Annotated in this window: 10 protein-coding genes; 5 read left to right on the forward strand and 5 right to left on the reverse strand. The window is 73.0% G+C overall.

Translation table 11 applies throughout. The annotated features are described in order from the left end of the window. Positions 1-56: 56 nt before the first annotated feature. Complete coding sequence (rsmI, locus tag ACLQ2N_RS17060) at positions 57-953, reverse strand: 16S rRNA (cytidine(1402)-2'-O)-methyltransferase (RefSeq protein WP_425813766.1); 897 nt, start codon at positions 951-953, stop codon at positions 57-59. A gap of 52 nt (positions 954-1005) precedes the next feature. On the opposite strand from rsmI, the gene ACLQ2N_RS17065 reads away from it, so the two are divergent. After that, positions 1006-2784 (forward strand): dolichyl-phosphate-mannose--protein mannosyltransferase, encoded by a 1779-nt coding sequence (locus tag ACLQ2N_RS17065; RefSeq protein ID WP_425813768.1) that lies wholly within the window; start codon positions 1006-1008, stop codon positions 2782-2784. A 147-nt stretch (positions 2785-2931) separates the two neighbouring features. Further along, on the forward strand, positions 2932-4590 hold the full coding sequence (locus ACLQ2N_RS17070; protein ID WP_425813770.1) for a penicillin-binding transpeptidase domain-containing protein: 1659 nt from the start codon (positions 2932-2934) through the stop codon (positions 4588-4590). A gap of 7 nt (positions 4591-4597) precedes the next feature. Here the strand turns inward: ACLQ2N_RS17070 and ACLQ2N_RS17075 are convergent, their stop codons facing one another. Beyond that, positions 4598-5233 (reverse strand): NAD(P)-dependent oxidoreductase, encoded by a 636-nt coding sequence (locus ACLQ2N_RS17075; RefSeq protein ID WP_425813772.1) that lies wholly within the window; start codon positions 5231-5233, stop codon positions 4598-4600. Then, positions 5230-6153 (reverse strand): EamA family transporter, encoded by a 924-nt coding sequence (locus ACLQ2N_RS17080; protein WP_425813774.1) that lies wholly within the window; start codon positions 6151-6153, stop codon positions 5230-5232. The genes ACLQ2N_RS17075 and ACLQ2N_RS17080 overlap by 4 nt, the downstream gene beginning before the upstream one ends. 91 nt (positions 6154-6244) lie before the next feature. On the opposite strand from ACLQ2N_RS17080, the gene ACLQ2N_RS17085 reads away from it, so the two are divergent. The 3 genes from ACLQ2N_RS17085 (at position 6245) to ACLQ2N_RS17095 (ending at position 10297) form a co-directional block, all read left to right on the forward strand. After that, complete coding sequence (locus tag ACLQ2N_RS17085; RefSeq protein WP_425813776.1) at positions 6245-7135, forward strand: LysR family transcriptional regulator; 891 nt, start codon at positions 6245-6247, stop codon at positions 7133-7135. A 153-nt stretch (positions 7136-7288) separates the two neighbouring features. Next, positions 7289-8389 (forward strand): DUF1996 domain-containing protein, encoded by a 1101-nt coding sequence (locus ACLQ2N_RS17090; RefSeq protein WP_425813778.1) that lies wholly within the window; start codon positions 7289-7291, stop codon positions 8387-8389. A gap of 150 nt (positions 8390-8539) precedes the next feature. Continuing rightward, entirely contained in the window at positions 8540-10297 is a 1758-nt protein-coding gene (locus ACLQ2N_RS17095) for a discoidin domain-containing protein (RefSeq protein WP_425813780.1), read from the forward strand. A gap of 169 nt (positions 10298-10466) precedes the next feature. On the opposite strand, the gene ACLQ2N_RS17100 is transcribed toward ACLQ2N_RS17095, so the two are convergent. Next, positions 10467-12968: an ABC transporter permease gene (locus ACLQ2N_RS17100; RefSeq protein WP_425813782.1), complete on the reverse strand. Its 2502-nt coding sequence runs from the start codon at positions 12966-12968 to the stop codon at positions 10467-10469. After that, positions 12965-13810, reverse strand: a complete 846-nt coding sequence (locus ACLQ2N_RS17105) for an ABC transporter ATP-binding protein (protein WP_425813784.1) — start codon at positions 13808-13810, stop codon at positions 12965-12967. The genes ACLQ2N_RS17100 and ACLQ2N_RS17105 overlap by 4 nt, the downstream gene beginning before the upstream one ends. Positions 13811-13947: the final 137 nt, after the last annotated feature.

The raw sequence follows: 13947 nt of genomic DNA on the forward strand, positions 1-13947 counted from the left end.
GCGGTTTTGGCCTTCTCGTGGTCAAAGGGGCCGGTACGCGGCTCTCGCTTTGCTTTTCACGATAGTCCCTTGCCGTCCGCGTGGCCGGTCCGAGCAGCGTTCTTTGCCGCGACGACGGCGTCGAACACCTCGCGCTTGGGCAGGCCCGCCTCGGCGGCGACGGCGGCGATCGCCTCCTTGCGCCTCTCCCCCGCCTCCTCGCGCACCCGCACCCTGCGCACCAGCTCGTCGGCGTCCAGGTCCTCCCCGCCGGAGGGCGCGCCCTCGACCACGACGGTGATCTCACCGCGGACCTGCTCGGCGGCCGACCAGGCGGCCAGCTCGCCCAGCGGGCCGCGCTTGACCTCCTCGTACGTCTTGGTCAGCTCGCGGCACACCGCGCCCCGCCGCTCGGCGCCGAAGACCTCGGCCATCGCGGCGAGGGTGTCGTCCAGGCGGTGCGGGGCCTCGAAGAAGACCATCGTGCGGGGTTCGCGGGCGACCTCGCGGAGCTTGGAGAGGCGTTCGCCGCCCTTGCGCGGCAGGAACCCCTCGAAGCAGAACCGGTCCACCGGCAGCGCGGACAGGGCGAGCGCGGTGAGCACGGCGGACGGGCCGGGCACGGCGGTGACCTTGATGTCCTGCTCCACGGCGGCGGCGACCAGCCGGTAGCCCGGGTCGGAGACGGACGGCATTCCGGCGTCCGTGACCAGCAGCACCCGGGCCCCGCCGGCCAGCGCCTCCACGAGTTCGGGCGTACGGGCGGACTCGTTGCCCTCGAAGTACGAGACGACGCGTCCCGTGGTGTGGACGCCGAGCCCCTGGGTCAGCCGGCGCAGCCTGCGGGTGTCCTCCGCCGCGATGACGTCGGCCGCCTCCAGTTCGGCGGCGAGGCGGGGCGGGGCGTCCGCCAGGTCGCCGATGGGGGTCCCTGCGAGCACGAGCGTTCCAGTCGTTCCAGTCACAAGCCCCATCCTCCCGCACGGGGAACACCGCTCCCACAGACGTGTTCCCTACGATGGCGCGGTGACGAGTACTGCGCCCGAAGCCCGGCAGGGCGAAGACGCCGGGGAACAGCACGGCCCGGAGACGACCTCCTGGCAGCGGCGGCTGCGCCGCTTCGGCCATTCCCCGCGCCCGGGAATCGGGCTGCGGGAGCGGCTGATCCCGCCGTACACCCGGCCCGGGAACCAGCTGTGGGCGGTGCTCGGCGTGCCGCCGCTGCTCGCGGAGCGGCTGGTGCGCTGGTCGGCGTGGGGCGGTCCGCTGCTGGTCGCGGCGGTCGCGGGGGTGCTGCGCTTCTGGAAGCTGGGCAGCCCGCACGCGGTGATATTCGACGAGACGTACTACGCGAAGGACTCCTGGGCGCTGATCAACCAGGGGTACGAGGGCGCGTGGCCCAAGGACGTCGACAAGCTGATCCTGAACGACCCCTCGCAGGTGCCGGTGCCGACCGACCCCGGGTACGTGGTGCACCCGCCCGTGGGCAAGTGGATCATCGGCCTCGGCGAGCAGATGTTCGGGTTCACGCCCTTCGGCTGGCGGTTCATGGTCGCCGTGCTCGGCACGCTGTCGGTGCTGATGCTGTGCCGGATCGGCCGCCGGCTGTTCCGCTCGACGTTCCTCGGCTGCCTGGCGGGCGTGCTGCTCGCGGTGGACGGGCTGCACTTTGTGATGAGCCGCACCGCGCTGCTCGACCTGGTGCTGATGTTCTTCGTGCTGGCCGCGTTCGGCTGCCTGCTCATCGACCGCGACTGGGCCAGGCGCCGGCTCGCGGCCGCGCTTTCGGTGGACGAGGAGGGCGTGCTGCGCCCGGACGCGGGGATCGCGGAGACCCTGCGCCTGGGGTGGCGGCCGTGGCGGATCGCCGCCGGTGTCTCGCTGGGCCTGGCCGCCGCCACGAAGTGGAACGGCCTGTACATCATGGTCGCGTTCGGCCTGATGACCGTCCTGTGGGACGTGGGCGCGCGCCGCACCGCCGGGGCCGTGCGCCCGTACACGGCGGTGCTGCTGCGGGACGTGCTCCCGGCGTTCGTCTCGGTGGTCCCGGTCGCGCTGGTCACGTACCTCGCGTCCTGGACGGGCTGGATCGTCCGGAACTCGCCGGACCGGCACGGCTACTTCCGGGACTGGGCGACGACGGACGGCAAGGGCGGCAACTGGACCTGGCTGCCGGACTGGCTGCGCAGCCTGTGGCACTACGAGCACCAGGTGTACGACTTCCATGTGCACCTGACGTCCGGGCACACGTACCAGTCCAACCCGTGGAGCTGGATCGTGCTGGGCCGGCCCGTCTCGTACTTCTACGAGGAGCAGAACGGCTGCGCGGAGTCGGTGACCGGGAAGTGCTCCCGCGAGGTGCTGGCGATCGGGACGCCGCTGCTGTGGTGGGCGGCCTGCTTCGCCCTGGTGTACGTGCTGTGGCGCTGGGTGTTCCGCCGCGACTGGCGCGCCGGCGCGATCGCGTGCGGGGTGGCGGCGGGGTGGGTGCCGTGGTTCCTGTACCAGGAGCGCACGATCTTCCTGTTCTACGCGGTCGTGTTCGTGCCGTTCCTGTGCCTGGCGGTGTCGATGATGATCGGCGCGATGCTGGGGCCCGCGGCGGAGACGGGACCCCGGTACGAACTCGGGCTCGCCAGGCCCGACCCCTCGGGCGAGCGGCGGCGGACGCTGGGGGCGGTGGCGGCGGGTGTGCTGGTGCTGCTGATCATCTGGAACTTCATCTACTTCTGGCCGCTGTTCACGGGGACGCCGATCCCGGAGGACTCGTGGCGGGACCGGATGTGGCTGGACACCTGGATCTGAACGGACATCCATCCCACCCTTCACGCCGTGTCCGGTCGCATTCCGATAACAACCGGTACTCCCGTCACTACGGTCCCGTAAGGTGCCCCGTACAGCCTTCTTGAACGCGTTCAAGAAGCAAGCTCCGGGGGATGGGGACAGCAGAAAATGCGCAGTGGAGCGAAGGTAGGCATAGTCGGCGGGGTGTTCGCGCTCGTCCTGGGCGGGGTGGGGTACGGGGCGTACAACATCCTGGACGGGCTCGGGGACAGCGGTGTCGGCGGCAACACGAGCACGGCCGCCGACTCCTCCGAGGTGAGGTCGGGCCCGGTCACCGGGGAGGAGATCGCCGACACGTCGAAGAAGTTCCTCGCCGCGTGGGCGGAGGGCGACGCGGCGGTCGCGGCGGCGCTCACCAACAACAAGGCCGACGCGGAGACCGCGTTGACCGGTTACAGCGACACGGCGCACGTCACCAAGGCGGTGATCACCCCGGGCACGGCAACGGGCTCGACCGTCCCGTACACCGTGAAGGCGACCGTCTCGTACCAGGGCACGACGAAGTCCTGGTCGTACGCCTCGAAGCTCACCGTCGTACGCGGACTGACCACCGGCCGCCCGCTGGTCGACTGGGAGCCCTCCGTCATCCACCCGGACCTCGCCAAGGGCGAGTCGCTGGAGACCGGCGAGTCCTCCACCGCGTCGATCGAGGCACTCGACCGCAGCGGGCAGGTGCTCACCAAGGAGAAGTACCCGTCGCTCGGCGGCATCCTGGACGAGCTGCGCAAGAAGTACGGCGAGAAGGCCGGCGGCACGACGGGCATCGAGACCTGGATCAACAGCGCGAACGCCGACGACGCGGACCGGACGCTGCTGACCCTGGTCAAGGGCAAGCCGGGCAAGCTGCAGACGACGATCGACGCGAAGATCCAGGCGGCGGCCGAGCGGGGCGTGAAGAAGTTCGCGGAGGCGTCGGTCGCGGCGGTCGAGCCGTCGACGGGGGCGATCCGGGCCATCGCGAACAACCGGGCCGACGGCTTCGACGCGGCCCGGAAGGGCAAGGTCGCCCCCGGCTCCACGATGAAGATCATCACCGCCGCGATGATCATCCAGAACGGCCTGGGCAGCGCCGAGGGGGCCGTCGAGTGTCCGGCCCGGGTGACCTGGAAGGGTGTGCCCTTCCACAACCTGAACAACTTCGCGATGACGGACAACCCCACACTGAAGCGGGCCTTCGCGAGGTCCTGCAACACGGCGTTCATCAAGCCCATCGACCCCCTGGGGGAGACGAAGCGGGACTCCGCCCTCCACACCGAGGCAGCCCAGTACTTCGGGCTCGGCGGCGACAATTGGAAGACCGGGATCGCAACCACGGACGGGAGCGTTCCCGAATCCCAGGATGCGGAGACCGCCGCCTCGTTCATCGGCCAGGGCAAGGTCCAGATGAACCCGCTCAACATGGCGTCGGTCACCGCCACCGCCGTCAACGGCCGCTTCCGGCAGCCCTTCGTCGTGCCGCAGTCCCTGGACAACCGGACCTTCGCCACCGCGACCCCGCTGCCGCCCGGCGTCTCCACCCAGCTCACGGAGATGCTGCGCTACACCGCGACCGCCCCCGAGGGCACCGCCACCCAGGCCATGGCGAACGTGGGCGGCACCAAGGGCGCCAAGACCGGCTCGGCGGAGATCGACGGCCACGCCACCTCCGACAGCTGGTTCACCGGCTTCAGCAACGACCTGGCGGCCGCCGCCCTCGTCCAGTCCGGCGGCCACGGCGGCGACGCGGCGGGCCCGGTCGTCGCGGAGGTCCTGCGGGCGGGACCGTGAGCCCGGGTCAGTAGCCCACCGTGAAGTGCCGCTCCCCGCGCGGCTGTTCCAGCTCGTCCAGGACCGCCACCGCCAGGTCCTCCGCCGCGATGCGGGACGCGCCGTCCTCCGCGGTGAGCAGGGTCGTCGTGCCCCGGCGGTACGCACCCGTGCGCGGCCCCGGCTCCAGGACGGCCGGCGGGCTGAGGTAGGTCCAGTCGGCGGCCGGGTGCGCCCGGCAGGCGGCGAGCTGGGCGGAGCTGGCTGAGGCGACCGTGCGCCACTGCGGCGGTACGTACGCGGGGTCGTCCAGCACCAGTCGCCCGGGGTGCCCGGGGACCTCCAGCGGGCCCGCGCCGCCGATGACCAGGATGCGCGTCCCGGTCTTCGCCGCCGCGTCGAGCAGGGCGGCCGTCGTCGCCGCGATCGTGTGCTCGCGCCCCACGGGCGGGCGGGTCGCGGCCACCACCGCGTCGGCCCCCTCGAACAGGGCGCCCATCGCGTCGGGGTCGTCCGCGTCGCCCGCCACCGGGGTGACGCCGGGCGGCAGGGTGTCCGGGCGGGTGGAGCGGTACACCGCGAGGAGCGCGTGGCCCCGGTGCGCGGCTTCGGTGACGACGCGGGAGCCGGCCATGCCTGCGGCTCCGAGAACGGCGATCCTCATCGAGGGGTCCCTTCCGGTACGGGAGTTGGGGGGACGACAGGGGCGCGCCCGGGGAGCTGGCCCCCGACGATCGAGGCGAGGGCGAGCGCGAAGCCCGCCAGCTGGACCGGGCCGAGGGTCTGGCCGAGGACGAGCGCGCCGAGGCCGGCCGCGACCAGCGGCGAGAGCAGGCCGAGGACGGCGACCGAGGTCACCGGCAGGGCGCCGATCCCCCGGAACCACAGGGCGTACGTCAGCAGCCCGCCGATCAGGCCCAGCCAGAGGTAGCCGAGCGCGGCGCGGCCGTCGATCGCGGGCGGCGCGCCCTCGGCCAGGAAGGTGACCGGCGCCAGGAAGAGGCCCCCGGCGGTGAGCTGCCAGCCCGTGAAGGCGAGCGGGCCGACGCCCTCGGGCCGCCCCCACCGCTTGGTGAGCGTCACCCCGAGCCCCATCGTCGCCGCCCCGGCGAGGCCCGCGGCCACCCCGGCGGCGTCCAGCCCCGCCCCGGGCCCGATGACCACGAGGCCGACGCCCAGCACCCCCGTAGCGCCCCACAGCAGGGGCCGGGCGGACAGGGGCCGGCGCAGGACGGCCACCGCGAGGACGGCGACGACGAGTGGCTGCGCGGCGCCGAGGGTGGCGGCCGCCCCGCCCGGCAGCCTCTCCGCCGCGATGAACAGGAGCGGCAGGAAGAGCCCGATGTTGAGCACGCCGAGCACCGCCGCCTTCCCCCACCAGACGCCGCGCGGCAGCGTGCGGGTGAGGGCGAGGGCGATGAGACCGGCGGGCAGGGCGCGCAGGAGACCGGCGAACAGCGGGTGCCCGGCCGGCAGGAACTCCGTGGTGACGATGTAGGTCGTGCCCCACACCGCCGGGGCGAGTGCGGTCAGGGCGGTACGGGGCAGCGCCCCGGCAGCCCCCCGCGTGGGTCGGCTTGTCATGTCCCGAAGTCTCGGCCCAGGCCCATTGATGAGTCCAACACATGTCCGTCACCGCATTGATCTCGATCCACGATGAATGGACGATGCACCCGTGGAACTCCAACAGATGCGTTACGTGATCGCCGTGGCCGAGACCGGCAGCTTCACCCGGGCCGCCGAGCGGTGCCTCGTCGTCCAGTCGGCCCTGAGCCATCAGGTCGCCCGCCTGGAGCGGGAGCTGGGCGGGCGGCTCTTCGAGCGGACCACCCGCCGGGTGCGGCTCACCCCGGCCGGCGAGGCGTTCCTCCCGGCCGCCCGCCAGTGCCTGGAGGCCGCAGACCGTGCCGCCGCCGAGGTCGCGGCGGCGGTCGGCGAGGTGCGCGGGCGGCTCGCGGTGGGCCTGATCCCGACCGTCACCGCCGTCGACATCCCGGCCGCCCTGGGCGACTTCCGGCGGCGTCACCCCCACGTCCGCGTCAGCCTGCGCGTGGGCGCCAGCGACGAGCTGGCCGAGCAGGTCCGCGAGGGCACCCTCGACGTGGCCTTCCTGGGGCTGCCCGCGACCGCCGTCCTCCGGGGCGTCGGCCGCCACGAACTGGCCCGGGACCGGCTCGTCGCCGTGGTCGCCCCGGACCATCCGCTGGCCGGGGCGACCTCCGTGGACCTGCGGAGACTCGCCTCCGAGGTGTTCGTGGACTTCCCGGCGGGCACGGCCGGACGCGCCCAGACCGACCAGGCGTTCGCCAACGCCGGACTCACCCGGGACGTCGCCTTCGAGGTCACCACCGCGGACTACATCGCGAGCCTCGTCGCCCCCGGCCTGGCGGTGGCGATGCTGCCCCCGGCGTACGCCGACCGGCTCCCCGGCATCGTCGCGATCGAGGTCTCCGACGCACCGGTCCGCGTCCAGCACGCGACCTGGAGCCGCTTCGGCCGTACCCCTGCCACAACGGCGTTCCTGGGGGCGCTCGGCATCCCCGTAACGGACGGCGACGGCTCGTGAAGGGACGACACGAAGTATTGACACGCTCTTGTCAGGGACGGAACACTCCCAACGGGAGAGCGCTCTCCAGCAATCCCCACAGCGCTTCCGTCCTCCCGGCCGGGCGCTCTCCTCCACCCCCGCACTCCCCCACGACGCGCAGGAGGTCTCTCCATGCCACGGAGGTCCAGAACCCTCACCGGACTGCTCTTGTTCACCTCGTTGAGCCTGACCGCGGCCGGGATCGCCGGGATCGCGGCGACGGCGAACGCGGCACCCGAGACGAGCGCCGCAGCGCACACCGAGCACGCGGCCTACTCGATGCCGGGGATGCCCGGCATGCCGGCGTCCACCCGGGCGTCCGGCGACGACCCGGACGGGGACGGCTACATCATGGCCGACCCGCCGGTCACCGGGGTCACCCCCTCGACGGACGTCCCGCCGACCGCGTACTTCCACGAGTTCCAGGCCAAGTGCGCCCCCACGCACACCGCGCCGGACGACCCGATCGTCTATCCGGGCCAGCCCGGCAAGTCCCACGACCACACGTTCATGGGCAACACCACGACCAACGCCGGCACCACGGCCGCCTCGCTGGAGACCGGCGACACCACGTGCCTGGCGCCCGGCGACAAGTCGGCGTACTGGATGCCGAGCCTGTTCAAGGGGGACCAGAAGGTCCTCCCCGACGGCGTCCAGACCATCTACTACAAGTCGGGCGTCACCGACTACCGCAGCGTCCGCCCCTTCCCCAAGGGCCTGCGGTTCGTCGTCGGCAGCCCGATGCAGAGCAAGGAGGAGTTCCAGAACCTCAAGGGCACCGTGGAGGGCTGGGAGTGCGGTGACTCCTTCAAGAACTACGACTTCCCCGCCACCTGCCCCGACCGCCGGGACGTCCAGCTCAACCTGCGCCTCCAGGCGCCGAGTTGCTGGGACGGCGTCCATCTGGACACACCGGACCACAAGAGCCACATGGCGTACCCGGTGGCGGGCGGCGCCAACTACAACTCCTGCCCGGCGGACCACCCGGTCGCGCTGCCGATGATCGAGTTCAAGATGGCGTGGCCGGTCAACGGCGACATGTCGCAGGTGAGGCTGGCGAGCGGGGCGGGCTACTCGTTCCACTACGACTTCATGAACGCCTGGGACACCGCCACGCTGGACGCGATGGTCACCCACTGCATCAAGGGCGGCCTCCAGTGCGACCCGCACGGCTACGACGAGAACCACCCCGAGAAGGGCGCGGTGCTCGACGGGAACTACGAGCTGCCGTAGCCGGCCACGCGCGCGTACCCCCACAGGTCCGGGGCCTTTTTTTCGGCCCATTCCGGAGAGCGCTCTCCAAGATCGCGGAGGCCCCGGACCATGCGCGCAAGGACCACTCCTCATCCCCCCAACTCCCCCCACACGCAAGGAGAGAGACACATGCACCATCCCCCCACCCGCACGACCCGTCGCTTGATCGCGCCCCTCGCGGCGGCCGCCCTCCTCGGCGGCGGACTGCTCGCCCTCCAGGCACCGGCGGCGCAGGCGGCCGGCAACGTCGTGAAGGTCACCGGTTCGCCGGGCGACTGGCAGCTGACCGTGGACGGTTCGCCGTATACGGTCAAGGGCCTCACCTGGGGCCCGTCGGTCGCGGACGCCGGGAAGTACCTGCCGGACCTGGCGTCGATGGGCGTCAACACGATCCGCACCTGGGGCACGGACGCCACCAGCAAGCCGCTGTTCGACACGGCGGCGGCCAACGGCGTCAAGGTGATCGCCGGCTTCTGGCTCCAGCCCGGCGGCGGCCCGGGCAGCGGCGGCTGCGTCAACTACCTGACGGACACGCAGTACAAGAACGACATGCTCGCCGAGTTCCCGAAGTGGGTCGACACCTACAAGGACAACCCCGGCGTGCTGATGTGGAACGTGGGCAACGAATCCACCCTCGGCCTGCAGAACTGCTACGGCGGCGACGAACTGGAGGCCCAGCGCAACGCCTACACCTCCTTCGTCAACGACATCGCGAAGAAGATCCACGAGGTGGACCCGAACCACCCGGTCACCTCCACCGACGCGTGGACCGGCGCCTGGCCGTACTACAAGAAGAACGCCCCCGACCTGGACCTGTACGCGGTCAACGCCTACGACGCGGTCTGCAATGTCAAGTCGGACTGGGAGCAGGGCGGCTACGACAAGCCGTACATCGTCACGGAGACCGGTCCGGCCGGCGAGTGGGAGGTGGACGACGACGCCAACGGCGTACCGGACGAGCCCACCGACACCGCGAAGGCCGAGGGCTACACCAAGGCGTGGGGCTGCGTCACGGGGCACACGGGGGTGGCCCTGGGCGCCACGATGTTCCACTACGGCACCGAGGACGACTTCGGCGGCGTCTGGTTCAACCTCCTCCCGGGCGGCGAGAAGCGGCTCTCGTACTACGCGGTGAAGAAGGCGTACGGCGCCGACACCTCCGGGGACAACACCCCGCCGGTGATCTCCGACATGACCGTCGACAACGCCACTGCGGGCGTCCCCACCGGCTCCGACGTGCGCGTCAGCACGCACACCACGGACCCGGACGGTGACGCGATCACCTACCAGGTCCTCTTCAGCAGCAACTACATCGACCAGAACAAGGCGCTCGTCCCCGCCGAGACCAAGGACAACGGCGACGGCACCCTGACCGCGAAGGCGCCGAGCAGGACGGGCGTCTACAAGGTCTACGTGAAGGCCAGGGACGGCCACGGCAACGTGGGCATCGAGACCAAGTCGCTCAAGGTGATCCCGCCGAAGGTGGACGGCACCAACGTCTCGCAGGGCAAGCCGGCCACGGCCTCCTCCTTCCAGACGGACCCGACCGGCGGCTGCCCGTGCGGCGCGGAGAACGCGGTGGACGGCAAGTCCGACACCCGCTGGGCCAGCGACTGGAGCGACCCGCAGTGGCTCCAGGTCGATCTGGGCGCCTCCACGGCCATCACGCACGTGCAGCTGGCGTGGGACCCGGCGTACGCCAAGGGCTACGAGATCCAGACGTCCGAGGACGGCCAGAACTGGACGACGGTCAAGACCGTGACCGACGGCAACGGTGACATCGACGACCTCGACGTCTCCGGCACCGGCCGCTACGTCCGCGTCAACGGCACCGCGCGCGGCACGGGCTGGGGCTACTCGCTCTACGAGTTCGGCGTCTACAGCTGACCTGCGCGGGCACACCACCACGTCGGCGTTCCGTTTGAGGGAACGGCCACGCCGCCGCCGTCTCCCCGGGACTGCCCCCGGGGAGACGGCGGGCGACCCGGGCCACGCGGCCCGACAGCGAACAGAGGCGGGAGCCGGTCTCACCGGACTCCCGCCTCTGTTCGCCGCCCTACGCCCAGCGGCGCAGCCCGGCCCTGGCCGGCAGCGCGACCGCGAGCAGGGCGAGGCCGCCCACAGCCGCCGCGAGGGCCCCGTACATCAAGGGGGGCACGTACGGCGCGTCGCCGGTCACGCCGTTCATCATCGGGATCAGCGTGGCGGCGGCGATCGCGGAGCCGAGGACGAGGCCCGCCGCGGAGACCAGCAGGGCCTCCCAGCGCAGCATCGTCATCACCTGCCGCCGGGTGGCGCCGACGAGGCGCAGCGCGCCCAGTTCGGGACGGCGGTCCCGGACCGTCATCACCAGGGTGTTGACGGCGGCGACGGCCGCGAAACCGCCGAGGACCGCGGCCATGGTGGTGTTCATCCAGGCGCCCAGCTCCGCCTCGGCATTCCGCGCGGTGGCGTAGCCGGAGGCGTCGGTGACCTCGCCCAGGGCGCTGAGCGACTGCGCCGAGCCGCCCCGTACCAGCAGGGTGCTGTCGAAGGCCGAGGTGACGTGCCCGGTCAGGGACGCCCGGTCCATGGTCACCGTGGCCAGGCCGAGGCCGCGGCCGTAGACCGCGACGATCTCGGGAGCGGCCTCGGTCCCGTCCGGGAGGTAGAGCGGGAGCCGGTCGCCCACACCCGCGTCCGCCGAGGCCGCCAGGGCCCGGTCGATGGCGATGCGGCCCGGGCCGAGCCGGCCGAGGCTGCCGTCACGTACGTCCAGGTCCTGCACCTTCGCGAGGGCGGCGCCGGAGCCGGTGACGCCCTGGGTGGCCGCACCCTGCAACGACGCGAACTCGCCCGAGCCGGTCGGCACCAGCACCTGGGTGTTCAGCAGCCCGACGGCCGCCTCCGCACCCGGCGCGCGCGCCGCGCGGGCGACCGCGTCCACCGGGAGCCCGGCCGGGTCCGTGACCACGTGGTCCGCGGTGATACCCGCGCGCACCTGCTTGTCGGCGGCGTGGTTCTCGCTCGTGTGCATGAACACGAGGGTCGAGGAGAACGCCACGGCGAGCACGATCGGCGTGATCGCGGAGGCGAGGCGGCGGGCGTTGGCGCGGGAGTTGGCGGCCGCGAGCCCGGCCGCCGGCCCCCCGCCGCGCAGCGGCAGGCCGAACAGTCCCGCGCACAGCCGCGCCACCAGCGGGCCGAGCAGCCCGACGGCGAGCATGAAGAGCATGACGACGCCGAGGGCGGCACCGGCCGCGTCGTCACCCGCGGAGCGGGCGGACACGCCCGTGAGGATCGCGCCTCCGACGAGGGCGGCGACGCCCAGGAAGGTGCGGATCAGGCCGGGCCGCAGCCGCTCCACCGAAGCCTCCGACAGCGCCTGCCCCGGCGCGATCCGGGCCGGCCGGCGCCCGGCGGTCCAGCCCGCGCCGAGCGCGGTGAGCAGGCCCAGGACGACGGCGGCGAGCAGCGGGAGCATGGAGACGTGCAGGTCCACGGCGTGCGGGACGGCGCCACGGTCCTGGAGCTGCCCGAACCACCAGTGCGCGAGCCCGATGCCGGGCAGGCAGCCGGCGATCCCGGCGAGCGGTGCGACGAGCAGCGCTTCGGAGGCGACCGCACGGCGCACCTGTCGGGGGGTGGCGCCGATGGCGCGCAGCAGGGCGAAGGACCGGGCCCGCTGGCCGACCGAGAGCGCCACGGTCCCGGCCGCGGTGAAGACGGCGACGATGGCGGCGATGCCCCCGAAGGAGCCGCCGATCCCGAAGAGCGTCACCTTGGCGGACGCGAGGCCCGGTTCCTCGACGGCCCCGCGGTCGTCACCGGTGTGGACCTGCACACCGGAGCCGGCCAGGGCCTGCCGCACGGCGTCGCCGAGCGCGTCGGCGCCGGTGCCCTTCTCCGCCAGTACGACGACGGCGTCGGCCCTGCCGGGGTGCCCGGCGAGGACGGCGGCCTGGGCGTCGGCGAACCAGGTCGTGCCGCCCGCGCCGCCGGAGTCCCGGGCGGCCTCGGCGGGACCCGCCTCGGCGAGACCGGCCACGCGGAAGTCCCGCTGCCCGGCGGCGGTCTCCAGCGCGACGGTGTCGCCCACGGAGGCCCGCGCGGCGCGGGCCGCGCCCGCGTCGAGCACGACCTCGCCGGCGCGGGGTGCGGAGCCGGCGGTCAGGGAGGCGCCGGTGAAGGCGTGCGAGCCCCAGCCGTGCGCGGTGAGCGCGCCGCCCCGCGCGTGCACCGGGAAGGTGAAGTCCGCGACGGCCGTGGCCGCGCCCGGTGCCCCGGCGGCCTTCGCCGCCAGCCCGGCGTCCATCCGGGCGGTGTCCGGCAGCGGCGTCGCCTCCTTCTCCAGGTCCTCGCCACTGCCGGTGACGACGTACTCGTTCTGGTCGGCCGCCACGACGACCGGCGCGGCCGCGTACCGCTCCGCCGGCACGGAGGCGCGCAGGCCGGTCTCCAGCAGGATTCCGCAGGCCGAGACGATCAGCGCGGACATCAGCAGCGCGAGGAAGGTGCCCGCGAAGGACGCGGGCTTGAAGCGGATGGCCTTTCGTGCGAGTCCGTTGGGGCGCCTCATGCCGCCACCCCGGCCGTCGCGCCGGCGCGGGCGGACCGTGCGGTGAGGGCCGCCATCCTGGCGGCGATCTGCTCGGCCGAGCCGCGCTCGACGTGGTCGGCGAAGGCGCCGTCGGCGAGGAACAGCACCCGGTCCGCCCAGGCGGCCGCCGCGGGGTCGTGGGTGACCATGACGACGGTGGCCCCGAGCGAGTCCACCGCGTGACGCAGGAGGCCGAGGACCTCGGCGGCGGTGCCGGTGTCGAGCGCGCCGGTGGGTTCGTCAGCGAAGATCACGTCGGGGCGGGTGGCCAGGGCGCGGGCCACGGCCACGCGCTGCTGCTGGCCGCCGGAGAGCTCCGCGGGCCGGCGCCGTGCCTTGTCCGCGAGCCCGACCTGGGCGAGCACCGCCTGCGCCCGGTGCCGGTCCTGGTGCTGCCCGGCCAGGCGCATGGGCAGCAGCACGTTCTGCTCCACGGTCAGCGACGGCAGCAGGTTGAACGCCTGGAAGACGAAGCCGAGGCGGCTGCGGCGCAGCTCGGTGAGCTCGTTCTCGCCCATGCCGGTGATCTCCGTACCGCCGACCCGGACCGAGCCCGCCGACGGCCGGTCGAGCCCGGCGGCACACTGGAGGAACGTGGACTTGCCGGACCCGGACGGGCCCATGACCGCGGTGAACGTGCCGCTGGGCAGGGCCAGGTCGATACCCACGAGGGCGTGCACCGTGCCCGCACCGCGGCCGTAGTGCCGCCGGACGTCACGCAGTTCGACGGCGAGGCCGGGCGTGGCGGCCGGGCCCCCGGGCCGGTTGTCCGCCTCCGGCCGGTCGCCCGCCTTCCCCCGCTTGGCGCTTCGTAGCCTCATTCTCCGGTCTCCCTCACACGTCCGTTTCGCCTACGGGTGAAGAGTGCGGGGAAGGCTGTGCGCGGGGCGTCATACCCGGGAGCCAAGATGGCGATGCTACGGCCGTAGGGGGTGGAGGAGAGCGGGCGTGCGCGGAC

Source organism: Streptomyces sp. DT224, from assembly GCF_049844595.1.
Lineage (GTDB): Bacteria > Actinomycetota > Actinomycetes > Streptomycetales > Streptomycetaceae > Streptomyces.